The 25,438-nt window shown below is 42.5% G+C and carries 19 protein-coding genes; 11 read left to right on the top strand and 8 right to left on the bottom strand.

Annotation, left to right across the window (positions count from 1 at the left end):
* Positions 1-10 precede the first annotated feature (10 nt).
* From GX419_06300 to GX419_06290, 3 genes are read left to right on the top strand one after another with little or no spacing between them, the layout of a single operon-like run.
* Positions 11-709 (top strand): peptidylprolyl isomerase, encoded by a 699-nt coding sequence (locus tag GX419_06300; protein ID NLI24295.1) that lies wholly within the window; start codon positions 11-13, stop codon positions 707-709.
* 8 nt (positions 710-717) lie between these two features.
* Positions 718-1,752, top strand: coding sequence for a phenylalanine--tRNA ligase subunit alpha (pheS, locus tag GX419_06295; protein NLI24294.1), 1,035 nt, complete (start codon positions 718-720; stop codon positions 1,750-1,752).
* A 4-nt stretch (positions 1,753-1,756) separates the two neighbouring features.
* Complete coding sequence (locus tag GX419_06290; protein NLI24293.1) at positions 1,757-2,476, top strand: Crp/Fnr family transcriptional regulator; 720 nt, start codon at positions 1,757-1,759, stop codon at positions 2,474-2,476.
* A 190-nt stretch (positions 2,477-2,666) separates the two neighbouring features.
* On the opposite strand, the gene ruvB is transcribed toward GX419_06290, so the two are convergent.
* Both ruvB and GX419_06280 read right to left on the bottom strand, forming a co-directional pair.
* Positions 2,667-3,689, bottom strand: a complete 1,023-nt coding sequence (gene ruvB / locus GX419_06285) for a Holliday junction branch migration DNA helicase RuvB (protein NLI24292.1) — start codon at positions 3,687-3,689, stop codon at positions 2,667-2,669.
* A 6-nt stretch (positions 3,690-3,695) separates the two neighbouring features.
* On the bottom strand, positions 3,696-5,294 hold the full coding sequence (locus GX419_06280) for a hypothetical protein (GenBank protein NLI24291.1): 1,599 nt from the start codon (positions 5,292-5,294) through the stop codon (positions 3,696-3,698).
* Positions 5,295-5,791: 497 nt separating this feature from the next.
* Here GX419_06280 and rpiB point away from each other — a divergent pair, with 497 nt between their 5' ends.
* Together rpiB and GX419_06270 are read left to right on the top strand one after the other, a co-directional pair.
* A complete protein-coding gene (gene rpiB / locus GX419_06275) occupies positions 5,792-6,232 on the top strand; it encodes a ribose 5-phosphate isomerase B (protein ID NLI24290.1) in 441 nt (146 codons plus the stop codon).
* A 3-nt stretch (positions 6,233-6,235) separates the two neighbouring features.
* Positions 6,236-6,652, top strand: coding sequence for an Rrf2 family transcriptional regulator (locus tag GX419_06270; protein ID NLI24289.1), 417 nt, complete (start codon positions 6,236-6,238; stop codon positions 6,650-6,652).
* Between the two features lies 1 nt (position 6,653).
* Here the strand turns inward: GX419_06270 and vanZ are convergent, their stop codons facing one another.
* Positions 6,654-7,046: a VanZ family protein gene (vanZ, locus tag GX419_06265; GenBank protein ID NLI24288.1), complete on the bottom strand. Its 393-nt coding sequence runs from the start codon at positions 7,044-7,046 to the stop codon at positions 6,654-6,656.
* 68 nt (positions 7,047-7,114) lie between these two features.
* Here vanZ and hemW point away from each other — a divergent pair, with 68 nt between their 5' ends.
* Positions 7,115-8,266, top strand: a complete 1,152-nt coding sequence (hemW, locus tag GX419_06260; protein NLI24287.1) for a radical SAM family heme chaperone HemW — start codon at positions 7,115-7,117, stop codon at positions 8,264-8,266.
* 249 nt (positions 8,267-8,515) lie between these two features.
* On the opposite strand, the gene GX419_06255 is transcribed toward hemW, so the two are convergent.
* From GX419_06255 to GX419_06235, 5 genes are all read right to left on the bottom strand, one after another.
* Complete coding sequence (locus GX419_06255) at positions 8,516-10,765, bottom strand: BamA/TamA family outer membrane protein (GenBank protein NLI24286.1); 2,250 nt, start codon at positions 10,763-10,765, stop codon at positions 8,516-8,518.
* Positions 10,766-10,869: 104 nt separating this feature from the next.
* Positions 10,870-14,289 carry an efflux RND transporter permease subunit gene (locus GX419_06250; GenBank protein NLI24285.1) on the bottom strand — a complete coding sequence of 1,140 codons (3,420 nt, stop codon included), beginning with the start codon at positions 14,287-14,289 and terminating at the stop codon, positions 10,870-10,872.
* A gap of 28 nt (positions 14,290-14,317) precedes the next feature.
* Positions 14,318-15,424 carry an efflux RND transporter periplasmic adaptor subunit gene (locus GX419_06245; protein NLI24284.1) on the bottom strand — a complete coding sequence of 369 codons (1,107 nt, stop codon included), beginning with the start codon at positions 15,422-15,424 and terminating at the stop codon, positions 14,318-14,320.
* 28 nt (positions 15,425-15,452) lie between these two features.
* On the bottom strand, positions 15,453-16,841 hold the full coding sequence (locus tag GX419_06240; GenBank protein ID NLI24283.1) for a TolC family protein: 1,389 nt from the start codon (positions 16,839-16,841) through the stop codon (positions 15,453-15,455).
* Entirely contained in the window at positions 16,838-17,473 is a 636-nt protein-coding gene (locus GX419_06235; GenBank protein ID NLI24282.1) for a TetR/AcrR family transcriptional regulator, read from the bottom strand. The genes GX419_06240 and GX419_06235 overlap by 4 nt, the downstream gene beginning before the upstream one ends.
* Before the next feature lie 240 nt (positions 17,474-17,713).
* Between GX419_06235 and GX419_06230 the strand changes: the two genes are divergently transcribed.
* From GX419_06230 to GX419_06210, 5 genes are all read left to right on the top strand, one after another.
* Entirely contained in the window at positions 17,714-20,701 is a 2,988-nt protein-coding gene (locus tag GX419_06230; GenBank protein ID NLI24281.1) for a DEAD/DEAH box helicase, read from the top strand.
* 380 nt (positions 20,702-21,081) lie between these two features.
* Positions 21,082-23,469 (top strand): hypothetical protein, encoded by a 2,388-nt coding sequence (locus GX419_06225; GenBank protein ID NLI24280.1) that lies wholly within the window; start codon positions 21,082-21,084, stop codon positions 23,467-23,469.
* Between the two features lie 290 nt (positions 23,470-23,759).
* Positions 23,760-24,257 (top strand): RNA polymerase sigma factor, encoded by a 498-nt coding sequence (locus GX419_06220; GenBank protein NLI24279.1) that lies wholly within the window; start codon positions 23,760-23,762, stop codon positions 24,255-24,257.
* 128 nt (positions 24,258-24,385) lie between these two features.
* Positions 24,386-25,057: a hypothetical protein gene (locus GX419_06215; GenBank protein ID NLI24278.1), complete on the top strand. Its 672-nt coding sequence runs from the start codon at positions 24,386-24,388 to the stop codon at positions 25,055-25,057.
* A 103-nt stretch (positions 25,058-25,160) separates the two neighbouring features.
* Positions 25,161-25,438 (top strand): hypothetical protein (locus tag GX419_06210; protein NLI24277.1); only part of this gene is annotated, 278 nt, incomplete at its 3' end.

The raw sequence follows: 25,438 nt of genomic DNA, 5'->3' as shown, positions 1-25,438 counted from the left end.
ATTTGGGTCAATGTATGTTAAGTTATATACAGATACACCGAAACACCGGGAGAATTTCCTTTCCCTTGTAAAAAACCACTACTTTGACGATCTTTTGTTTCATCGTGTGATTCCTTCCTTTATGATTCAGGGGGGTGATCCTGACTCAAAAAATGCCCCTGTCGGAGCTCTTCTTGGTAATGGAGGACCTGATTATACGCTCGAACCAGAAATAGTTTCATCCCATTTTCACAAACGAGGAGTTCTTGCGGCAGCCCGAGAAGGTGACGCCTCAAATCCATACAGACTTTCCAGCGGCTCACAGTTTTACATTGTCACCGGGCGGAGTTACACTGACGATGAGCTTAATAAAATAGAGAACTATATTCAGCAACAAACTTTCCAGAATCTTTATTTTCGTATCCTGGAAGAGCAGAAAAAGCTGGCAGAACAATCAGGTCAGACGCCTGATCGTAATCTTCTTTCAGCCATAGCTTCAGATTCAGCCCGAATCAGAATGTCTCAACTGCCTCTATTCCGGTTTTCTCCAGAGCAACGCACGGTATATAAAACGATAGGAGGAGCACCCCATCTCGATAATTCATACACAATTTTTGGAGAAGTTGTTCAAGGTATGGAAGTAGCCGATAAGATAGCTTCCCTTGAAAGGGACAAAAATGATCGTCCCCTTCATGATGTCAAAATGAAAATATCCTTAATAAAGAAATAGAATAACATATGAAAGATCTAATTAACAATTACTTAGAAGAAATTCATTCTTTTCACCCCGGTACATCTTCTGAACTTGAAGAATTTCGCTTACGCTTCCTCAGCAAGAAAGGTATATTGTCGGAGTTATTTGATCAATTCAAACACCTTCCTCAGGAACAAAAGAAAGAAACAGGCCGTCTTTTAAATGATCTAAAAAACGCAGCTGTTTCAAAATATGAACAATTCCAGGAATACTTAAAACAAACAACCGGACCTATTTCAAAAGTTTCTGATCTTTCCCTGCCCGGACAAAACATTCCTTTGTCTTCGCGGCATCCAATTTCCATTGTAAGGAAAGAAATATTAGAGATTTTTTCCCGTCTGGGTTTTACTATTGCTGATGGTCCGGAGATTGAAGACGACTGGCATGTATTCAGTGCCCTCAATTTTCCACCTGAGCATCCTGCCAGGGACATGCAGGATACCTTCTTTATCGAACAAAATCCTGATATTCTTTTACGAACACACACCTCCTCCGTCCAGGTAAGAGTTATGGAAAACACACAACCTCCGATACGAATGATCATGCCCGGACGAGTATTTCGTAACGAAGCAATATCTGCGCGTGCTCATTGCATTTTTCATCAAGTTGAGGGTTTATACATTGACAAAAATGTATCTTTTGCTGATCTCAAGCAGACATTGCTATATTTTGCCCGTGAGATGTTTGGACAAAATACAAAGGTTCGCCTTCGGCCTTCCTTTTTTCCTTTTACGGAGCCATCAGCTGAATTTGATGTATCCTGCACCATATGCAAGGGAAATGGCTGTAATATTTGCAAATATACCGGCTGGCTAGAAATTCTTGGTTGCGGAATGGTAGACCCCAATGTTCTTTCACTTAATGGGATTGATCCATCAATTTATTCAGGATACGCCTTTGGAATGGGAATTGAACGGATAGCACAGCTCACATTTCAGGTGCGCGATCTTCGTCTTTATTTTGAAAACGATATCCGCTTCCTTCACCAGTTTTCGCCTCATCTACATTTTACGTATTGAATAAATGCAATGGTTTATGAATCAACATCCTGTTGAAAGTTCACAAATTTTTCCGATATTCGGCTTACCTAACTCGGTTTTCCGTCATCTTCCACCGATCAAGATAGATGAAATTATTACAATTTCTGAACAAGTTACATATCAGCGCAATAAGCTTATTTACCGCCAGGGTAACAATATATCCGGTTCCTACTTTGTACTTCGCGGGATTATAAAAATTTTCAAGACAGGAGCAGATGGCAAGGAGCAGATCATACGTTTTGCACGACCAGGCGATATAATAGCTTTCCGTTCATTATTCAGCAATGAACCCGCCTGTACCAGCGCTCAGGTTCACGAAGACAGCACTCTTCTTTTTATTCCAGGTTTTTTCCTTATACATCTTGTAAAGGCAGACGGCACCTTTGCCCTTGATTTAATACAGCTCATCTGCCAGGAATTAGGCGAAGCCAACGAGTATATAACTGACATTGCGCAAAAAACGGTAAGAGAAAGGCTGGCTGAAGTTCTCCTTCATATTGAAAAGACTTTTGGTACAGATTCTCAGGGATTTATTAATCTTTCCCTTACGCGGGAAGAAATGGCCAACATTGTGGGCACAGCAACAGAGTCCACAATCCGACTGCTTTCAGAATTCAAAGATGATAAACTAATAGATTTGTCGGGCCGGAAGATAAAGATACTTAATCGTCCTTTTCTTCAGAAGTTGGCCAATATGAGCTAATCTTCAGCGAATTTATTAATAAGTATAAAGAATACCAATCCCAACAGCATCAAACTAATACCAACAACAAGAAGTGAATTTGAAGTTTCAGACTTTATCTGATGAATCAACAGGGCAATTACTCCCAGTATGTTTAAAACAATTCCGGAAAATTTCATAAAATTTCTCATATTCTAAATTTTTGGCAATATTAAAAAAGTTTTCCATTTCTTATTTCACTTTTCAGGTTAAAATGCCTATACGCCAGTTCTGTAACTTCTCTGCCTCGTGGAGTTCGCTTCATAAAGCCTTCCTGAATCAAGAATGGTTCATAAACTTCCTCAATTGTTTCTTCGTCTTCTCCAACAGCCGTAGCAATCGTCTTTAATCCAACAGGGCCTCCTTTAAATTTCTGAATTATCGTCATTAAAATTTTATTGTCCATAAAGTCAAGACCGTGGGTATCAATATCCAAAGCATTTAATGCATATAAGGTAATTTTCAGATCGATTTTTCCATCGCCTTTAATTTGTGCGAAGTCTCTAACCCTTCTTAAGATGGCGTTTGCAATTCGCGGTGTTCCTCTGCTTCTTCTTGATATTTCTTCAGCAGCCTCGTCGTCAATTTCTATTCTAAGAATTTTCGCCGATCTCAGAACAATATCCTTCAGGACATTCGCCTTATAATATTCCAGATGCAAATTTATTCCGAATCGTGCACGCAATGGGCTAGTGAGTAAACCAGACCTTGTAGTAGCCCCAACCAGTGTGAACCGATTAAGTTTCAACTGTACTGATCTTGCATTAGGACCCTTATCCAGCAATATATCAATGCAATAGTCTTCCATGGCTGAATAGAGGTATTCTTCCACTACGGGTGAAAGTCTGTGAATTTCATCGATGAATAGTACATCATTTTCTTCCAGGCTGGTAAGTATTCCCGCAAGATCACCAGGCTTATCAAGTACCGGACCTGATGTAGTTCTCAGTCCGACATTCATTTCATTTGCAATGATACTCGCCAAGGTTGTCTTTCCCAGTCCCGGAGGCCCATGCAGCAGAACATGATCTAAAGACTCCTTCCTGTTTTTTGCAGCCTGCACGAAAATCTTCAGATTGCTTACAATATTTTCCTGCCCCTTGAAATCCCCAAAATTTGAAGGACGCAGTTTGTTCTCAAAATCGGGATCACTGGTCTCAAGGCTAATAATTTTTCTTTCATCCTTTTTCGCCATCCGATACTATCTTATAAGTTTTATTTCCCTTTCCGAATCTTCAACTTTTACACCGTTTATTCTCACCTCTACATCTTCGGCATAGGTAACCGTAAGAACAATATTTCCCTGTCTGTCATATTTCTTCCAAGTCTTTTCTCTTATTCCGTTAATATAGTATTGCTCCTCCATGATTTTCCCATCGTCATAAAACCATTTAACTTTTCCATCCAGGTTACCTTGAACATATCTTCCTTCGAACTGCAAATTTCCATTTTCGTAATAATATCGCCAAATGCCATCTCTTAGACCGCTAATATACTTTCCTATTTCGCTATGATCTCCAACATGATAAAACCACTCCCCTTCCTTTTCTCCTTCTACGAAAACTCCTTTTGCAATGATTTTTCCCCCGTTATCATATTCCATGTATTCTCCATCTTCTTTTCCATTCAGGAAAGCTTCCGTCCTTTTAATAGTCTGATCCGGATAGTACCATGTCCATAATCCATTTGGCATATCATTTCTGAACTCACCTTCCTGCTCCAAAACTCCATTTATTCCATAGAATTTCCATCTGCCTTCCCTTTTGTTATCCTTATACTCACCTTTTGATAATATTTTCCTATCAGGATAATAAAAAACAGTCATTCCTTCGCGTTTTCCTTCATTATCAATTATTCCTTCCGATATCAGTTTTCCGTCCGTACCATAGAGCTCAGCCCGAATCACCTTACCATCCTTGTTATACCACCTATGGATGCCCACAGGAACAGAGTCATCAATAAAAGCCCCGTTGAATTCGACCCATCCTTCACTATTTATTTTTGTCTTAACTTCAGCAGCTTTTTCCAGTTTTGGATTCTCTTCAACTATGCGACCGTCTTTATACAGCAATGACAGAATCAATGCACCTTTTTCATTGAATCTTTTCATTATTCCATTATAGACTCCATTTTTATAAACAGCTTCTTCTTTAATTTTGCCATCCGGGAAATATTCTCTCCATATCCCATCTTTTCTACCGAGAGAATCATACCTGTTCAATCTTTCCAAAAGTACCGGAAAATCATTTCTGTATTCTCTTATTTCAGTAAGCATGCTGTCTTTGTTAAAAACAAACGTTATTCCATCTCGCTTCCCTTTTCTATATTTTACAATTTCCCTCAGATTTCCCTGCTTGTCATAGTAGTAGCTGTTTCCCTCTTTAACATCATTAATATATAACTCCTTCGCCACTATTATCACTCTTTCCTTGCCTACCCTATCGTTTACGTAACCATATTTTAAGCTATAACCATTCTTTTTTCCCAGGACATAAGAAATTTTCTCTGCTGTATCGCCTAACTGATTATAAAACACCCAAATACTATCAAGAAGAAAATTTTTTCTGTTTCCTTCAGACTTTTTTGTACCATTCGGATAATAGGATATCCAGTATCCATCTGGTTGACCATCACGCATATAGCCTTCGCTGGCTTTCGCGCCGTTCGGATAGTACAGAACAGAATATTCTTTCTTTTCCTGAGCTATAGTTTCAGATGAAAAACTGATAAGTATTTCAAGGAAAAACAAACAGTACCATCCGTATTTTTGCATATTTCCCAGTCTAAATCCCTTTTCCATCAGATAATTGCATTTATTCACATTTAATTCATTAACAAAATTACATATAAAAGAATTTTGAATTCCTATTACTATATGATTATATGCTGTTAGTTCTGTTAGCAATATTTTTCAAAGGTACTTGCATTTGTTGTTATAAACCTTATAAAAACATATTTTCAACCAGAGTAAAAATCTTTACTTATTGAATTACAATATATTAAGTGGAATTAGTAACATTTGTTAATATTTGTGCCTGTTAAAAAAATAGGCTGATTTGTGGTATGCAGAATGGAGCTTTTTTGTTGATATACCTGCGGACAAGATTATGGTAAAAGGTGAAAAAATCCGGATTTTATGTTTGTAACGCAATATCAATATAAAATGAACAGGTATTTAACATTTTTTTGTCATCTGGGGGTAAATGAGTGTGTTTATTGAAGCATAAGATAAAAAGGTCTTTTTTATTTTAAATCTTTTGCTTTTATTACTTTTGGAGCAACAAAACAAACGCGAATATGGAGAAAAAGATTGCTATTGCATCCGATCATGCAGGGTATTTTATGAAGCAGAGGATCATTGAGTATTTGAAGAATATGGGGTATACGGTGAAGGATTTTGGTGCATACAACAGTGATTCAAGTGACTATCCTGATTTTGGGCATCTGATAGCGGAGGCTATTGAAAGAGGTCAGTATCCTTTGGGGATCACCTTATGCGGAACCGGAAACGGGATCAATATGACAGCGAACAAGCATCAGGGTATCCGCTCGGCGGTATGCTGGAACGAGCAAATAGCATCTCTGGCGCGTCAGCATAACAATGCGAATATATGTGCTTTGCCTGCGCGCTTTATCAGTGAAATGGAAGCTTTTAAGATTGTCAAAGCGTTTCTGGAGGCATCCTTTGAGGGAGGAAGGCATGAACGTAGGATACAGAAAATTCCGGTTAAATCATAGTGTATGTTATCAAATACCAGCAAGTATGCCATCAGGGCAATGATCTATATTGCCAGTCACAGTTCAAAAAGCAAGCGGCTTGGCATAAAGGTTATTGCAAAAGAATTGCAGATTCCAGCCTTTTTCCTGGGGAAGATTCTGCAGGTTTTGGCGAGAAAAAAGCTGCTGGATTCAATGAAAGGTCCTACGGGAGGCTTTACTCTGGGGAAGCCGGCTGAAAAAATTACTTTGCTTCAGATAATTGAAACAGTAGACAATACGGATTTTCTCAATCAGTGTATTATTGGCAGTGCACGTTGTTCCATGCGTCATAAACCCTGTGTGCTGCATGAAAAGTATGCACCGATCAGGGATACGTTCAGGGAAATGCTGGCTAATGAAACCATTGCCGATGTTCTGAAGGGTGAAGAAACGATCTGAGTTAGCCCAACCAACGGATTTTTATTTTACGAATCTGGTAGAAAAGCAAAGTTCCGACTATTGCACCACCCATGTCGGCCAACAGATCATAAAAACTTTTGGAACGTCCGGTCAAAGGCTGAAGGAATTCGATCAACAGACCGTAAGACAGGCAGAGGAGTATGGTCATGATTCTGATTTTCAGTTTGCTCGTTTTCAATTCCTGAAACATGGTATTGGAGAGGAAGATTGCCAGGATAACGTAGAATAAGGCATGCAGCACTTTATCCATACCTGGTATATGAAGAAAACTCCAGCCGGATAGTTCAGAGGGAGGTAAAAGAGAAAGAATGCCAATTAAAATTATCCATACCAGTGATGCAACCCACCAGAAGATATTATCCTTGTTGTACATTACAGTGTATTTTCCGGGAATTAATGTGTACAAAGTAAACATATTTCTTTATTAAGAGTTACAGGAAAATGGCCGGAATCTATTTTCATATTCCATTCTGCAAATCATCCTGTGTTTACTGTGATTTTTACCATACTATTGATTTGAGGCGGATGCAGGAACTGGGCGAATGCCTGCAAAAGGAAATGGAAGAACGAAGAGGTTATCTCGGGAAGGAGGCAGTTGAAAGTATCTATTTTGGAGGAGGAACTCCCAGTCTGATGGCTCCCGATTTTTATAAAAAGTGCATTGACAATATAAAGAACTGGTTTCAGGTAGATTCCTGTCCGGAAATTACCCTGGAAGCCAATCCTGATGATATCAGCAGGGATTTTGTGCAGGCGCTCAGAAGAGCAGGAATCAACAGGATAAGCCTGGGTGTACAATCTTTTCAGGATTTTGTCCTGAAGTTTATGGACAGAAGGCATACTGCAGGCAAAGCCATGGAAGCCATTGATATCCTCCGGCAGGAAGGGATTCCCAGCATAAGTATTGATTTAATTTATGGTTCCCCGGGATATACAGCGGATCACCTTTTTCAGGATCTGCACATACTGGAACGTTTTGATATTCCTCATTTTTCAGCCTATTTACTAACCCCTGAGAAGGGAACGGTTCTTTATCAGGATATTGTTGAAGAGGAGGTTAGTTTGCCCGGTGAAGAAGAACAATTTGAACAATACATGATGCTGTGTGAATTTTCGGCCAGCCTGGGGTACCGGCATTATGAAATTTCCAATTTCTGCCGCGAAGGCTTTATGGCAAGGCATAACAAAGGATACTGGGAGGGAAAGATATATTGTGGTATAGGACCTTCAGCGCATTCCTACAATGGGATTTCACGAAGGTGGAATATTTCCTCGCTTTACCATTACATACTGGCAATAAAGGAAGGCAAACGATATTATGAGGAGGAGCAATTATCCGACAAGGACCTGTACAATGAATACCTTTTAACGGCACTTCGAACTGATGATGGGGTGACTGAAGAGGAAATCAGAGAGAAATTCGGAGAAGAACTTGCAAGGTATTTTATCAAAGGCATTTCAAAATATGCCGGAAAGGGTCACATCGAAGTTAAAAGAGGCAGGTACAGGTTAACGAATACCGGAATGTTCATTTCAGACACCATTATTTCTTCCTTATTTATTCCAAATTCGTCAATTGAAAAACTCAATTGATGAATCGACTAACAAAATCTAATCAGATTTTATCAGTCGGGATTACCTCGATAAGTCAATAGAAACAAGTTGTTGAAATGTTTTTTGTGTTTCTATTGACTTATCTCGTTCTATTTCCTGAGATTTTTTGAATACGATAAGCCCCTGTTGCGCATCAGGAAAGCAAGCGAACTATTGTGCAGTGGGTGGGTTATTGTGAAAGCATCCGGGTCAACCCCGCTGAAACGCAGAGGAAGCGGCCCTTGCGGATCAAAGTCTGTATCCAAAGCTCAGGAAAAATCCGGGAGCCGGATGGATTTCACTGGAATGGACTGAAATAATAAGAGGACCAACTACGCTGTTATAGCAGTAAGAAAGACAGACACCGTAAAACGGGCGGTTCACCAGGAGATTATATATTGATTCCTGCGCACTACCCATATTTCCCTGGGCGATAATATAATGATTCTGAAACATCTGAAACTGAAACTGCACATTCTGAACAAAGACAGCCTGGCCTGACCTTTCGAAATATTCTATGCCAGGGAAAGGGAAAGAACCTTCATTTACAGGGTGAATGCTGTTACCGCCTATATACAGGCTGTAATCAGGAACAGAGACCGGCTTAAAATTATATCCGATCATTGTCTGCGGAGAAAGGACCAGTTTATTTCTCACAAGGGGGAGGGAAATGCTCCATTTTCCAATAAGGCGAACGATATCTTCAATATCATTTTTCCCGGAAGAGATATCCTGAATGGCTTCAGCACGGAGAAAGGTATATAATCCTCGGTTAGGCACAAAATACGAATCGCGGGTATCGACAAGCAAAGTTGTTCCCAGGCTGGCAAAGAGATGAGAATATGACTCGCTCAGGTTATAGGTAACGAACTTTGCGTCGGTAGCAGAATAATCAAGAGACAGGTCGGAACTAAGTGAAACAGAATTGCTGAAATTATTGGTTGATTTCAGCTGAAGGTTAGTTTTTGAAATGTTATAGAGAGCGGATTTGATATTGCCGGAATAGGTATAATAATTATAGCGGCTGAATTCTGTTGACAAGGTGACATCAGGGAAGACAGCGAGAAGCCAGGGAGCATTGATCCATTGCTCTCTTCGTGCCGTATGAAGTGCGGAGTGGATGGTATAAGCGGCTTTTATGCGGGAAAGATCTCCCAGGCGAAAATCCAGGGTTAGCCGAGAACCCTTCAGAAAAAGATTTCGGAATGTTGTATTAACCAATAAAGTGGCTTTGTATTCCGAGTCATATTTTCCGCCAACCCGAAGGAGATCGTAATCGATTTCATCCAGATCAAAGATCAGGTTGACGCCGGAATCAGGGTTTTGCACAAGGGCATATTCAACCTTGCTGAAGAATCGTGTACCGTAAAGCAGTTCTACGGCGTTTTCAATTTCCTGAATACTGTAATAACCAGGAACGTCAAATTTTATTTTGTTAAGTACAAAGCTTTTGGAAACATTTTTCAGGCCGTTTATATTAATGCTGGTAATATCTAAGAATTCAGGCGTTGGTGGGAGGGAAGGAGGGGAGGATGGCTGGTATTTTGCAAGGCTGTCGGCCAGTGCTTTCAATTGGGGCCATACAGCACGGGCCGCGCGTTCGCCTTCGGCAATCAGTTTGGCTGCTTCATTAAAGCTGGCGGCAGTAAAATTCTTATAGACATCAGGCTGAATAAGAATATCAACCAGTTTTTGATTCTGCTTGTTGCGTTCAGCGGCCCTGAAAAATACTGACTGTTCCAGTATGGAAGAGAGGGAATTCAGTTCATTTTCTGAATGAAGGCGAAAGCCAAGATTAACTCCGATGATAATATCGGCACCCATTTCCTTCAGGTGGTCTGCAGGGAAGTTGTTAACGATACCACCGTCGACGAGCAGGTGGTTATCGATTTGCACGGGTGTAAAGACCGAGGGAATTGCCATGCTTGCCCGCAGGGCCTGGGCGAGGTTTCCTTTTCGGAGCACTACTTCATCGCCGGTGACAATGTCGGCGGCAATACAGAGGAAGGGTCGCGGCAATTGGTTAAAATCGGAAACGGAATAGGCAGGAAGGGTGAGCCGGTTCAGGAACAGGGAAATATTCTGTCCGGTTTTTAGTCCGCCCGGCAAGCGGGGTCGAAGATCTTTTACGGGAAAAGAGACCATGTATTTGTCGAATTCGTCTTTTTCATCATTGGAGTAATTGTCCCGGGATACTTCGTCAAGGAGCAGGGCAGCCCAGTTTTGAGAAAGGGCTATTTTTTCAAGGGAATCGGCGGAATAGCCCAGTGCATAGAGTCCGCCCACAATACTGCCCATACTGGTACCGGCTACCATATCAATGGGAATTCCTGCTTCTTCGAGAACTTTGAGAACTCCAATATGTGCAAGTCCTTTGGCAGCGCCGCCGCTCAATACCAGGCCAACCCGCGGACGGTTCGGAGAATTCTGTGCTTTCAGGCCGAAGGCCTGCAGGCAGAGTATCAAACTCAGGAACCATATCTTAGAGCGTAGATGCATGTGCTAAAATTAGTAAAAGTAAGCCGTGCAATTCTATCAAATAATTCAGGCGATTCACAGAATATGCGAACCGCCTGAAAAATATGAAGGTTTGAATTTACATTTTAATAAAGTTGTTCGAGATCGACATTCTTTTCAGGCCGGAAGGCTGCATTGAACCTTCTTTTAATTGCTGCGCCGCCATGATACAGGATATAGTACATAACGGGAATGAAGATGAGTGTGAGGAAGGTAGCGAAAGCAAGACCGAATACGATGGTCCAGGCCAGGGGTCCAAAGAAGGCAACGCTGTCGCCGCCAAGATGGATATGGGGATTGAGACGGGCAAACAGGGAGCCGAAATCGATATTCAGACCGATGGCCAGAGGAATAAGACCGAGGATGGCAGATGTAGCTGTAAGAAGTACAGGAGTAATTCTTGTTTTTCCGGCCTCAACAACAGCTTCTTTCATTTCCATACCGCGTTCCTGGAGCACGTCAGTAAATTCAACGAGCAGGATCCCGTTTCGTACAACAATGCCGGCCAGAGCCACAATGCCCATACCGGTCATAATAATCGAGAAAGTCATGTTGAAGATGTCGAAGCCCAGAAGAACCCCGATAATGCTAAACAGTACTTCAAGAAGGATGATAATTGTTTTTCCTATTGAGTTGAACTGGGTAATAAGAATGAAGAAAACGAGGGCAAGGGAGATCAGGAGTGCTTTGCTCAGGAACTGCATAGCTTCGAGCTGGTCTTCGCGTTCCCCGGTAATATCAATTGTAACGCCCTCGGGTGCAGGGAGGCTTTTAATAACCTCCTTCAGCCGGGCGTTGATTTCGACAGGGGTATATCCGGAAAGCACGTTCGAATAGACCGTAATGATACGTTGTACGTTTTGTCTGTTAATGCCTCCGTATGTATTCTGGTATTTAATTGTAGCTACAGAGGAAAGAGGAATCTGACGCAGGAGGCCTGTGGTCATATCGCGGTATGTGATTTTGAGGTTCATCAGACGGTCGATATTTTCTCGCACATAGTCGTTATAGCGAAGAACGATCGGATATTGGTCTTCCTGATCGCGGAACTTGGAAATTTCTTTTCCCTGAATTGCGGTACGAAGTTCCATGCCAATCTGACCGGAAGTAATTCCTTCATGGTTAGCCCTCTGACGGTCAACTTCGACAATCAGCTCCGGTTTACTGCTTTCAAAATCGGTTTTCAATTGTTCAATACCGGGGATTTTAAGGGAGTCGACATACTGAATAAACCGGTTGGCAGTATAGATGAGGTCGTCGAGGTCATCTCCCTTAATTTCCACATTGATAGGTTTGCCGGTAGGAGGTCCCATCTGATTTTTTGTTACGGTAATTGTAGCTCCGGGTATATCTTTCAGAGCTTCTCTTATTTTTTCAAGATAAGGTCCTGTTTTCGCCCCTTTACGCTGGGCATATTCAACAAAGTTCACCGTTATTTTTGCTTTGTTGGATGTTTTGGTGCCGCTGTCGAAAAAAGACTCGGAAGCACCGAGAGCCACGTTTGTGACCACCGACTCAACAAGCGGGTTATCGGGGCCGAGGGTCTTCAACACCCGTTCCTCGGCGATACGGGCGATGGAATCGGTATATTTTACATCTGTTCCAACCGGAAGTTTGATATAGGCATAAATGCTGTTTGGCTGGTTTTCAGGGAAGAAAACGACCTTTGGTTTCCGGACGGCAGTGATCATAAAGGATGTGATCAGCAGGAAGGCGAGGGCAGTTACGAGGTAATAGGGCCTTTTTCCCACAAGGGTCCAGCGCAGTAAACGTTCATAATTATCAAGGGTTTTGGGAATGATGGTTTTCTGAAACCGAAGCAGGATTTTATATCCATAGGTATTATGCAGAATGTAAACCAGGCTGGCGAAAAGAATGAAATTGGGTATTCCGAAGCTGATCTTTCCTGAAGCTGCGAAAATGTAAAAAATTCCTGCTACAGCGGCGATGATGCCACCTATGCGGAAAGGGTTTTTCCGGTGTGCTGTGATGGCTTCGTCATCTTCACGTTTCATAAAGGTGACAGCAAATACAGGATTGAGGATATAGGCAACGATGAGGGAAGCAAAAAGGGCAATGATAACAGTGACCGGGATGAAGTACATGAACTTTCCAACGACCCCTGGCCAGAATGCAAGAGGGAAGAAAGGAGCCAGGGTGGTGAGTGTACCTGAGAGAATCGGCACAAAGACTTCTCCTGCTGCAAATTTGGCGGAGGTCTTAATATCCATTCCTGATTTTTTAAAAATCCGGTGGGTATTTTCAATCACCACTATGGCATCGTCGACAATAATACCCAGGGCAAAGATGAAAGAGAACATCACCAGCATGTTCATGGTAAATCCGATGGAAGGAAGAACTATGTAGGAAAGGGCCATGGCGAGAGGAATGGAAAGGCCGACGAAAATAGCATTGGTCAGGCCCATGAAAAACATCAGCACAATTGTAACCAGAATGAATCCGATGATAATGGTGTTATTGAGGTCAGCAAGGGTAGAGCGTGTATAACGGGACATTTCCCCGGTGATGACCACGTTAAGGTCGTTGGGGAAGGCAGTGGTTTTCAGTTCTTCGAGAGCTGCCTTGATTTTATCGGAGGCATTCAGGAGGTTCTGGCCGCTTTTCTTGATAACATTGACGGTAATTACGTTCTTGTTGTTCAGGCGGGCAAAGCTTTCCTGTTCCTTAAAAGAGTCTTTAATATCAGCAATGTCGCTCAGTTTGACAAGGGCTCCGCTGGAAGAGGAGATCATTACGTTTTTTATGGTTTCCAGATCAGGGAACTCTCCCACTACGCGGATGCTTCTCCGCATTCCGTCAAGGGTCATGGTTCCTCCTGAAACAGTCCGGTTTTCTGCAGCTACAGCCCGTTCAATATCAGAAAAGGTTACACTGGCTGCCTGCATTTTGTACATATCAACATCGATATGGATTTCCCGGTCGAGGGCACCCACAATATCGCAACGCGTAATTTCCGGGAACGATTCTACGCGGTCTTTCACCATATCGGCGTATTTTTTGAGCTGGTTCAGATCATAATCGCCGCTGATATTGATATACATGATGGGAATTTCGGAGAAGTCAATTTCGTTGACCGAAGGGGGCTGAGGAAGGTCGTTCGGTAATTCTCCCTGGTTCCGGGTTTTGTCAACGGCATCCTTTACCCGCTGTTTTGCTTCTGTAACATCAATTCCCGTGCGAAATTCCACGACAATGGAAGAAAAATCCTGAAGGGAGTTACTGATAATTTTTTTGACCCCGTTGATTGATTTCAGGTTTTTCTCAATGGGTTTTGTGACCAGGTTTTCAATATCAGAGGGAGAGGTACCCGGATAAACAGTGTTTACGAGAATAGTGGGAATGACGATTTCGGGTATTTGTTCTTTCGGGATGCTGGTATAACTGATGATGCCGAAAATGGCAAGAAAGACAGCCAGCACGTATAAGCTGGTAGTATTTTCTACTGCCCAGCTGGTGGGTTTAAATTCTTTAAATTTCTTTTCCATACCTTGTTTGCTTAATCTTCATCGGTTGTTAATACTGAACAGGATCTCCGTCGCGCAGATTCTGGTATCCGACAGTGATGACCTTTGTTCCGGGTTCAATTCCACCGGTAATTTCAATCATTCCGTTATAAGTCACTCCGGTTTGAATGTAGATTTTCCTGGCCTTCGGAGCAGAATTGGAAGCGACAACATAGACAAAATTGCCGTTTTGGTCTTTGTTAATGAGATTGGACGAGAGAACCAACGCTTTCGGGTTGGAATAGTCGTTGATTTTCAGTACAGCTACCATATTGGCTTTAAGGCCAGGGATAGGTTTTTCGACCGATGCTTCAACCGTAAAGGTGCGGTTAACCGGGTTGATATACCGGCTTACAAAAGAAATTTTGGTTTCTATTTCTGTCTTCAGATCAGGGAAATAAACCTTTGCCCTGTCGCCCGGATTGACTTTGCTGGAATAGGTTTCAGAGACATCGGCCACGACCTTGAGTTTGGAGAAATTGACAACCCGAATGAGCGGAACGCCCGGGCTGACTACCTGGCCGATTCTGACGGATATATCTTCAACGGTTCCATTGACAGGAGAAGTAATAGCCATCATTTTAATCTGGTCTTTGAGGGCAGCGATGGATTTTTCAAGCGATTCCTTGTTGGTTTTTGCCTGGAGATACTGCACCTCGGAGCCAACGTTCTGTTCCCAGAGCCTTTTTTGTTTTTCGTAGAGTTCAGTCACCATCTGCAAGTTGGTTTCCATCTGCTTCAATTGCTGCTGAAGCACTGCATCGTCGAGTTTGGCCAGCAACTGACCTGTGGAAACATTCTGGCCCTGCCGAACATAAATTTCCACTATTTTACCGAGCGCCTGGGCTGCTACACCCACATTTTCATCTCCATCGAGTTTACCCTGTACTTCAATGAAATGGTTAAAAGAAACTGGTTGAACTTCCGCAATACGGACCAGCTTTGGCTGAATAGTAACCGCCGTATCGGCTTGTTGATTCAGCTCTGCTTCCAGCTTCTGAATCTGTTGAGTAAGTTTTTCCTGTTTCTGTTTCAGTTTATTCAACTGGCTCTGTTTGTTTCCCGAACATGCCACCATGGCAAGCGCCAAAAAAGCGATGAAAATTTTTGTTTTCATTATAGTTTGTATTTTATTGATTTTCATATTAATTGGTTTCAAGAAGTTTTTCCAGTTTTGCCTGGGCATTAAAGAGAGAGAGAACGGCGTTGTAATAGTTCGATTCCGTTGTAAGGAACTGATTTTGGGCCTGTGTGAGTTCCATGCCGGAAGCCATGCCCTGACTGTATTTAAGGAGTGTTTTACGATAAATTTTATCTGAAAGGTTCAGATTTTCTTTCAGTGTAAGATAATCATTAAGCGCTTTGTTATAGGTATTTCTGGACTGTTCGAAGTCGATCAGAAGGCCGTCGCGTACCTGATTTTTGCCGATGGTGGTCTTTTCCAATGCAAGCCGGGCCTGGGCAACTTTGGAATTTCTGCCGCCACTGGTAAACAATGGCCAGCTGATGCCTACACCGGCAATGTCGGGTATAGTGAAATTGAACTGGGGTTTTTTCAATTGCTCCTGATGCTGGTAAAAGGCGCTGACAGACGGAAGAAACTTAGATTTTTCGCGTTGCAGGTTTAGCATCGAAAGAGCCTCATTGGTCTGCATGATTTTCATGTCGATGTTTTTCTGTACGTCGAATTCATCCTGCGACCAGAGTTTGAAGTTCCCCTGTGCGATCAGCTCATCCAGTTTGTCGGTCAGTTCAATGGGTTGATTGACATCAAGGCCCATCTGGAACTTAAGAAGCCTGTAAGCTATCTGAACCTGTTCCGTCACTGAATTGACCAGATTTTCGAGGTTCAGTTTATTGATTTTTATCTGGTCCACGTCGGTTTCCTCCACAAAGCCCTGTTTAAACATAGCTGTAACATCATTGAGGGTTTTATCGATCAGCTGAAGGCTTTGACGGAGGATGGAAAGGTTTTCCTCACCGGTCAGTATCATATAATAGGCTTTGGCGACAGCCTCTTTGGTTTCGTTTTTTGTTTTCAGAAGGTTGCGTTCGGAGAGTTCCTTGAAGGTACGCGAAGCCTGAAGTCCTACAATATATTCTCCGCTGAAAATCAACTGGTTCACAGTTATGTTCCAGGTAAAATTCTGTTGAACGCCCAGTTTTACAGGCTGTCCAGGCTGATAGGTGCTCAGAAGATCGCCCTTTGTGATCGGAGTACCATCGGGGAGGAGGCGATAATCGTAAAATCCGCCAAATGAAAATTCCGGAACCTTGAATATGTATTGATAATTTCCGGTTGCGGTAACCTGGGGAAGCCCAATGGCTGTGGTTTCCCAGATTTTTTTCCTTGCCGATTCCAGGTCAATGGAAGCACTCTTCACTGCAGGACTATTTTGCAATGCATAGTCCTGTGCTTCTTTCAGAGAGAATTTCATGGCTTTGCCATCGGATGCGGAAATCGTATCCTGAGCTTCAGCAAGCCATGGCATCAAGGTAAAAAGAATCAATAACCAAATTTTCATGCACTTCATATTATTTGTTGTTTATTGCTTTCGTTCAGTTTTTTCAGATTTTGTTCGAGGATTTCCAATCCTTTCTGATTGGCAATTCCCCGGATATGATAGACAAATGCTTCCATGATTACTGAGGGTGAAAAAAGCTCTTCCCGCGAAAACATGGAATTTTCAGGCATGTTCATTATTCGGGTTACGTGCATTTTCGCAATAACTTCTTCGTTCATCTCCTGGCGGTAGATCCCCTGCTCTTTTCCTTTTTTCATGTTTTGGAGGACGAGTTCATACATACGGCGGCTTTTGATCTGATGAATGCGCTCAAAAAGAGCAGGATAGTACTTTTTCAGATCGTATTCGGTAGCCGGGCTGTATTCTTTGAGCATGTTCATCATCAGCCGGTTAACTTCAAAAAGCTCGTCAATGGCATTTAAATTGCTGGCAAAGACCTTATCGAATTCCCTGTTACGGAGTTCAATTTCATGATCGATTATTTTGGTAACCAATTCTTCCTTGTCAGCAAAATACTGATAGAGAGTTTTTTTGGAAATGCCAAGTTCGCGCGACACGTCGTCCATTGTGACGCTTTTGATGCCGTATTTTTTGTACAGGCAACTGGTTCGTTCCAGGATGGATAGATATTCTTCGCTCATGCCGCAAAGGTAAAAACTTTTTAAACGCAGAAAACTTTTTTTACATTTAAAGTTTCCGAAGTTTAACAATTTTTCACATTTTTTGTTTATAAACCCGTGGCAAAAAAAACCATCATTTAACTGATCGCCGTCTGTTTTTCGGTAACAAAGCTGATTTTACCGGTAGAAAGGTCATTTTTCGTGCCGGAGGTTTACAGAAAAAAAAGAGTTATTACCTTTGATATTTTGTGTTTTCTGAAAATGAGTCTGAGAGAAAAGGAAGAGAATAGAACGTCTCCCGTTGAGCGGAAGCTGATTTTTGCCATTACCGAGCATGAGGCGCTGGGCATGCTGATTGAGGGTTTTGTTGTAGAAATAACCAGGTTCCGGCAGTTTAGTCTTTCGAGCCGCCGGGTCAGCAGTTTTACCGCGAAGGATTACATAGGTACGTTAACTGAAGGAGAACGGCAAATACTGAGCATCATTGACCAGTATTCAGATGAAGAAATTCTGAAACGATTCGGAAAGCGGTTTAACAAACCTTCCGAGTTTTACAATTCAATGCCTGAAGAAGTTTTTCAGGAGCATATACGACCCTATATTGACCGCCGCATAGCCAGGGTGCTTCAGATCATGGCAGGTTGGAATATGGTTGTTTACCGAAAGGGAAAAAGACGGGAGCCGGTGAATGAGCATCCGTTAAAAATTAATCCTGTACCGGCTGAAGTGATTTTCCATTTCAGTAAAACCGATGATGGAATAGAATACAGGCTTGCGGTGACATCAGGCGGAAAAGAAATTCCGATTACGGGAAAACCATGGAGAATCATCAGCACAAAGCCCTGCTGGATAGTGTGTGATGACAGTGTGATGACCGTGGATGAGCGGGTTGACGGGAACAAGCTTCTGCCCTTCTTTACGAAGGATTTCATTCATATTTCTGCTGCGGCTGAAAGTAAATACTTTGAAACCTTTGTACTGAATGCTGTAAGGAATTTCAAAGTAATTGCCAAAGGGTTTACGATTGATGATATTACAGATTTTCAGCAGGTTTTTCTGACCCTGGAACAGTTGCCTGACGGGTTTCCGGGCCTTGCCCTTTCGTTTGGTTACGCATCAGCGGAAGTATTCTGCGGGGAAACCGCCCATACGATGGTAAGACTTTTGAAGGACGAACACGGATACCATTATTTGCGTGTTATCAGGAACCAGGCAAAAGAAGATGAGGTGGCCGGATGGCTGAAAGCGAAAGGGCTTACCAAGCATCTGGGAGGATATTTCCGGGTAGAAGCCAGCGTATTGGCTGAAGAGAGTTTTCAGGTATCGGAACTGATCGAATGGATTAACCTGAATACGGCAGAGCTGAATGAAAAAGGCATCATCATCCGGCAGAAGGGAAACTACCAGTATTTTACCGGCACCATACGGATATCCCAGTCAATGCTCATCAAATCCGACTGGTTTGATTTGAAGATCATGGTTCATTTTGGAGATATTTCCATACCGTTCATAAAGTTAAGGCAAAATATACTGAGCGGGAACAGGGAATTTCTTCTGCCTGACGGAACAATTGCAGTTCTGCCAAAGGAATGGTTTTCAAAATACCGGGATCTTGTTCAATTAGGCAATCCGGGAACTGATTCATTCAGGGTGCGAAAATGCCATCTCCATTTGCTGGACGAGAGCATAACAGGTGAAAAGATACCTGTTGCAGAAAGGATGAAGGAAGGGCTAAAGAGCTTATCCCTTAATGAGGTTCGCATACCAAAAGGCATAGAAGCACAGCTGAGACCTTATCAGCTGGCCGGTTTCCAATGGCTGAATGTTTTGCAGGAACTGGGATTAGGGGGTTGTCTGGCAGATGATATGGGCCTTGGGAAAACATTACAGGCTCTGGCTATACTGGCCGACAGCAAAGGGAAAAAGAGTGTATTGCACATTGAAAAGACCGGAGGACCGGGGCAGCAGCTGGATCTGTTCGGAAGCCAGAACAATGCGGGTGAGGTAGAGGCTATTACTTCGCTTATCGTAATGCCTTTGTCACTTATCTGGAACTGGGAAAATGAAATAAGGAAATTTGCCCCGCGTCTCAACGTATATAAGCATATTGGCGTGGGACGAATAACCAGCCCGGACGATTTTTACCGGTACGACATCATTCTGACAACTTACGGAATTGTAAGAAATGATCTTGAACTCCTGAAGAAATGCGAATTCAGGTATATTATTCTGGATGAAAGCCAGGCGATTAAGAATCCTTTTTCAAAGATTTTCAGGGCGGTGAGGCAGTTGCACTCCCGGTACAAGCTGGTTCTTACCGGTACTCCGATCGAAAATTCCCTTACCGATTTATGGGCGCAGATGACTTTTCTTAATGAAGGAATTCTCGGGAATCTTGCCTATTTCAGAAATGAGTTTCTGGTGCCTATTGAGAAGAACCGGGATCCGGAGAAAGAAGAAAAGCTAAAGAAGATTATAGCTCCTTTCATTTTAAGGCGCACCAAGGAAATGGTGGCACAGGACCTGCCTTCACTCACAGAGCAGGTTTATTACTGCGAGATGGATGATGATCAGAGGCAGATTTACGAGACCAGAAAGTCAGAGATCCGGAATGTTCTGATCGAAAGTATTACGAAAAGCGGGATTGAAAAGTCGCGTTTTATCATTCTTAAGGGTTTGATGGAACTTCGTTTGCTGGCCAATCATCCAGTGCTTTTGCCATGGTCACCGGAAAGTTCATCGGGAAAATTTGAGGAAGTGATGCGCAGTGTGGAGAATATCATAGCGGAGGGGCACAAGGTACTGGTTTTTTCTTCTTTTGTACGGCATCTGAATGTTTTTGCCAGAGCCTTTGAAAAGGAGGGCTGGAAGTATGTTATGCTGACGGGACAGACGCATTCAGCAGACAGAATGACCATAGTGAAGAAGTTTCAGGAGGACGGGGAGACGCCGATATTTCTTATGACCATGAAGGCAGGGGGTGTGGGAATTAATCTGACAGCAGCCGATTATGTTTTTATTCTGGATCCCTGGTGGAACCCTGCTGTTGAAAATCAGGCCATAGCCCGTGCACACAGAATCGGGCAGGAAAAAAAGGTTATGGCATACAAATTTATCACCCGTGATACGATTGAGGAAAAAATCCTTAACCTTCAGCAACACAAGTCTGACCTGGCTGAGCTTTTTGTCCGCCGGAATGATCCGCTTCAGTTTATAACCAAAGAGACAATTGTAAAACTGACGGAATAGGCAGATAGTTCTAATGGTTTGGTTTTACGCATTCAGCTATTTGTAATCGGTATCTTTTCCGGATATATAAGGCAATAGTCTCAATCAGGGAGAAGGGAACAGTGTTGTGTATTAGTTGAGGGAAGACTGAATGGCATTTAGTAATACATTTATGAAAAGTTTGACAGAAGAAAAATTTTGGCAGACAGAAAGGTAAAATTTGTTGGTATAATTATTTTTTTTAATAAAAAGGGATACAATTCAACTATCTAATTTCAAGAAAAACAGTAACTTTATACGTGATTTTGCGTATCTATCAAGGATTAATCAGACAACTCGTTATCAGGTTTTCGAAATCCAGTACACTTCATATTTGAGAAACCAGTAAAAACCTTTATCCTATGAAAAAGCATTTTCTTCTGGTGATGTTTTTTCTGCTGGCAGGATTATTGCCGGCGCAGTTACCTCAGTCATTCCGTTATCAGGCAGTGGTTAGGGGGAGTGATGGTTATCCCCTTAGGGAAAAAACTGTAGGAATGAGAATCAGCATTTTGGCAGGGAGCGAAACAGGAACTGTGCTCTATTCGGAGTCGCATGTTCTGGTTTCGAATGCCATGGGCATCGTAAATGCAGAGATTGGCAAGGGTACGGTACTTAAAGGGAATTTCGGGGAGATTGACTGGAGTGCCGGACCTTTTTATATGAAAACCGAATTGGATATTGCGAACAATGGCAGCTGGGCTGATGCAGGCACCACGCAACTTCTGCCTGTGCCATTTGCCATGTATGCTGAAAAGACAAATACATCGGCAAAGTTTGAGATCAAGGGCCGGGCGGATCTGCCGTCTGATACTGCCTTGTTTGAAGTTAAGGACCGCAACGGAAATACGGTGTTTGCCGTTTATGAAGGTGCGGTAAGAATGTATGTATCGGAAGGTGGAGTAAAGGGCGGCCGTGGCGGCTTCGCTGTCGGGGGAAGGACGGGTTCCAAGGGTTTTGATACGCTGATGATTGTGACACCTGACAGTATAAGGTTTTACATTAATGAAGAGAGCAAAGGCGGACGAGGGGGATTTGCCGTTGGAGGAAGAACTCCGGAAAAGTCGTTTACCAAGGAAATATTCCGGATTACTCTGGACAGTTTGCGCATTACGAGTCCGGATATGAAGATAAATATACCTGAAACCCGTTTGAACACAAGCGGAGGTTTTTCCGTAGGCAAAATTTCCACCATAGGGAAAACCAAAGATTTTTTCAACATCAATCCGAAGGACGCTGCCCAGATTGTAAACCCTTCGGAAGCAAGGGTTTTGTGGTATCCGCAAAAGGAGGCATTTCTGGCAGGCCGTGTATTGGTGGAATCGCCCGACAGTGTTGGAACCAATTCGGTATCTTTTGGATATGAATCGAAGGCCATCGGAAACTGGTCGCAGGCATTTGGTTACAAAAGCATAGCCAAAAAGAATTATTCGATGGCGATTGGCTGGCAGTCGAAAGCTCTGGGGTTATCCTCCTATGCGTTTGGCAAGAGTGCGCAGGCTTCCGGTGAAGATGGATTTGCTTTTGGTTCCGGAGCCCTTGCTTCAGGCGACAAAAGTTTTGCTCTGGGTTCTACGGGTATTGACACTTCGGGAGCAGTAACCGGGACACCAACAAAGGCCAGCGGAAATTACTCCTATGCTATCGGACTAAGTTCACAGGCAACAGCTGATGGTTCAATGGCCATTGGATCAGTGGCTTCGGCCAGCGGATTGTATTCCATTGCTCTGGGCAGTTATGCATCGGCTTCCGAAAAACAAAGCATGGCATTAAACGGAATAGCATCAGGGCCTTATGCTTTGAGCATCGGAGGCAGTGCTTCAGGGTATCGTTCCAATGCTTTTGGTTACAGAACACAAGCTGTGGGAGACTATAGCACCGCTATTGGAAGTGGATATTATATGAAATTTTTATTTCCTCCAAATCCTCCGGTAACGGTCAATAATCCCACCATAGCAAGTGGTTATTATTCAATGGCCATTGGAGCTTCAGTAGAGGCACGTGGCAATTACGCAACAGCCATGGGATACCGTACCATTGCCAAAGCATTCAATTCCTTTGTCATAGGGCGTTATAATAATATTAATGGTGATTCACTCAATTGGGTAGAGACAGATCCGTTGTTTGTCATTGGAAACGGAACATCCTTCAGCAATCCGCATAATGCATTTGTTGTCAGTAAAAACGGTACTGTAACGATAAATACGGATGCTGTAACTTACTCCTTAAAAATAAATAATACAAGTAATGACGGACTTACATATGGTCTTTACAGTCAAGTAAGCGGAAGTGGAGGCACGACACATTATGGTGTGGTTGGCTCAGCCAGTGGAGCAAGCACAAATTACGGGGTATATGGTTATGCACCAACCGGTAGCGGGTATGCAGGTTATTTCAATGGAAATGTATATGTTACCGGAACAATTTCGCAATCTTCCGATAGAAACCTGAAAGATAATTTTGTTCCGGTTAGCGGTTCGGATATATTGCTGAGAATTGAAAAGTTACCGATTTTTCAATGGAATTACATAGCAGAAAATCCTTCGGTAAAACATATTGGACCGGTGGCTCAGGATTTCCATGCAATCTTTGGCGTGGGGAATGATGACAAATCAATTTCCACAATTGATCCGGCGGGAATTTCGCTGGCCGGAATTCAGGAGCTGATCCGGCAGAACAGGGAAATGAAGGAAGAACTTGAACAACTGAAGCAGTTGGTGAATGCGTTAAAGGCGAGACTGGAAGAATAAAAACAGAGGAAAAACAGGAATTGAATAAAGAGTCGGTTAGTGCCGGGGGTGCCTGCCGGCTCTTATTTTTTTGCAATTCTGAGCGTTGCCTTTGCTTGCAGTTTGCCTGCCGGTGGAATTACCCGGAAATGCCTGACCCACTTGCAAGTGAAGGGCTATGGCGACCTGAAATTTCTTATATTATTGAAAAACAGGCGCAATGGATTTATATCCAAAGAATTGTGAAAGGGAATTTGAATTAGTTTTACTTTTTCAGGTTTCGAGCGTATTATAGGTAACACCGGACAGAAATGACGTTTACCGAGGCATTTGAAGCATATCATCAGCAGGCTTTCAGGCTGGCATACAGAATCCTCGGGAGTCGTGAAGAAGCAGAAGATGCCGTACAGGATGTGTTTCTTACCATCTGGAGGTTATGGGGAAAATATGATCAGAAGAGGAATTTTAAGAGCTGGATGATGAAAATACTTGTCAACCGTTGCATTGACAGGTTGAGACACCAAAAAAATCTGTTCTTTGACACCACAGAAAACCCTGGTACAGTGAAAACCACAATTGCGAGAGAAAGTACTCCTGATCAGGTACTGGAAAACCAGCAGTTGGCTGACTATGTTAAAAGTCTTTCTGCTCTGCTTCCTCCGAAACAGAAAGTTGTATTTGTGCTGCGCGATTTGGAAAACTATGAAATGGAAGAAATTGCCATTCTGACCGGTATGCCGATGAACATCATCAAACAGCATTTATACCTGGCCAGGAAATTTATCAGGGAAAGAATGAGGAAGCAATAAAAGGGAGATGCAATGTTCCATGTTTAGTAGCTGAGGTTTTCTTGTTTGGTAAGATTTAGGTGCATTACAGGAATAAAGGATATTGTTTCAAAAAGAATAGAATGAATTGAAGAAAATTCATAGGTTTCATGAAAAAGCAAGGCAATAAAATTGTTTCAGAGTGCAGTGAGGAACTGGTTTATCTTTACAGGAGTGGTGAACTTACTGAAAAAGAACAGGAGTTGCTGCATGAGCATCTGAAATTATGTTCCTCCTGCAGGGAAATTTCTGAAGGGTTAATGAAATATGATGAAGCAGTGAGATGCATATCTTCAGAAAACCTGGAGCTGAATACAGATGCATTGAGGGGAGCGATTTTTGCAAAAACCGTCCGGTCAGAAAAAAAGGAAAGGGAACACAAAGCGGTCTATTTGTTATTCTCACCTCAAATACAGTACCTTGTGGCATCAGTGGTAGTATTTCTTGTACTGTTGTTTTTGTACCAGAATATCATGATGGTACACAAGCTTACGCGGCTTGAAAAGCATCTGGTTGTTTCAAGCAGGGTTTATGAGCCACCTTCGGCCATTGATTTATCAAAAGCACTTACCTGTCTTCCGGTACTTCAGGATGGAGAAGCAAGAATTATTGTACAGAAGCTCAGTCCGGAATGCCGGAGAATACTGCGCGAAATTAAAAGGAATACTCTTTTTCGGGAGTCAAGCTGGCCTGCATTTCTGAAATATCAAGCTCCGGACAAGTTACGCGGAATTATCATGCAATCCTATAGCAAGGGCAAGATGATACGACTTATTCAGTAAAACAGAAGTTATGAAACCCACATGTTTCACAAACACAAATACAGCGGTAACAAAATGATGAACATGCGGGTTCCATTATACCTTAGAAAATTAAAATTATGTTATGATGAAAAAACATTTGCCAGTTGCAGTTATTTTCCTGATTTTTTTTCAGGGGTGTCTTGAATATGACTTTACCACCCGTGTAAACTCCGATGGATCAATTGACAGAACTGTTGTCATTGCAGGAGATTCATCGGAAGTTATCACACAAAAAATAATTCAGCCTTTGGATTCCAGCTGGAGTACGAATTTCAGAAAAGATACAGGGGATGAACGCCGGTGGGTTCTCATTGCTGAACGATCGTTTAAAAGTGTAAAGGACATGAAAACCTATTTTTT

Source organism: Bacteroidales bacterium (assembly GCA_012517825.1).
Classification (GTDB): Bacteria; Bacteroidota; Bacteroidia; order Bacteroidales; family JAAYUG01; genus JAAYUG01.
Note: the sequence above shows the minus strand (reverse complement) of the source record. Positions and strands in the feature narration are given on the sequence as shown.

Coding starts and splice junctions, on each gene's coding strand:
- GX419_06300 (NLI24295.1), top strand. CDS start 11: ATGTATGTTAAGTTATATACAGATACACCGAAACACCGGGAGAATTTC.
- pheS (NLI24294.1), top strand. CDS start 718: ATGAAAGATCTAATTAACAATTACTTAGAAGAAATTCATTCTTTTCAC.
- GX419_06290 (NLI24293.1), top strand. CDS start 1,757: ATGCAATGGTTTATGAATCAACATCCTGTTGAAAGTTCACAAATTTTT.
- ruvB (NLI24292.1), bottom strand. CDS start 3,689: ATGGCGAAAAAGGATGAAAGAAAAATTATTAGCCTTGAGACCAGTGAT.
- GX419_06280 (NLI24291.1), bottom strand. CDS start 5,294: ATGGAAAAGGGATTTAGACTGGGAAATATGCAAAAATACGGATGGTAC.
- rpiB (NLI24290.1), top strand. CDS start 5,792: ATGGAGAAAAAGATTGCTATTGCATCCGATCATGCAGGGTATTTTATG.
- GX419_06270 (NLI24289.1), top strand. CDS start 6,236: ATGTTATCAAATACCAGCAAGTATGCCATCAGGGCAATGATCTATATT.
- vanZ (NLI24288.1), bottom strand. CDS start 7,046: ATGTACAACAAGGATAATATCTTCTGGTGGGTTGCATCACTGGTATGG.
- hemW (NLI24287.1), top strand. CDS start 7,115: ATGGCCGGAATCTATTTTCATATTCCATTCTGCAAATCATCCTGTGTT.
- GX419_06255 (NLI24286.1), bottom strand. CDS start 10,765: ATGCATCTACGCTCTAAGATATGGTTCCTGAGTTTGATACTCTGCCTG.
- GX419_06250 (NLI24285.1), bottom strand. CDS start 14,289: ATGGAAAAGAAATTTAAAGAATTTAAACCCACCAGCTGGGCAGTAGAA.
- GX419_06245 (NLI24284.1), bottom strand. CDS start 15,424: ATGAAAACAAAAATTTTCATCGCTTTTTTGGCGCTTGCCATGGTGGCA.
- GX419_06240 (NLI24283.1), bottom strand. CDS start 16,841: ATGAAGTGCATGAAAATTTGGTTATTGATTCTTTTTACCTTGATGCCA.
- GX419_06235 (NLI24282.1), bottom strand. CDS start 17,473: ATGAGCGAAGAATATCTATCCATCCTGGAACGAACCAGTTGCCTGTAC.
- GX419_06230 (NLI24281.1), top strand. CDS start 17,714: ATGAGTCTGAGAGAAAAGGAAGAGAATAGAACGTCTCCCGTTGAGCGG.
- GX419_06225 (NLI24280.1), top strand. CDS start 21,082: ATGAAAAAGCATTTTCTTCTGGTGATGTTTTTTCTGCTGGCAGGATTA.
- GX419_06220 (NLI24279.1), top strand. CDS start 23,760: ATGACGTTTACCGAGGCATTTGAAGCATATCATCAGCAGGCTTTCAGG.
- GX419_06215 (NLI24278.1), top strand. CDS start 24,386: ATGAAAAAGCAAGGCAATAAAATTGTTTCAGAGTGCAGTGAGGAACTG.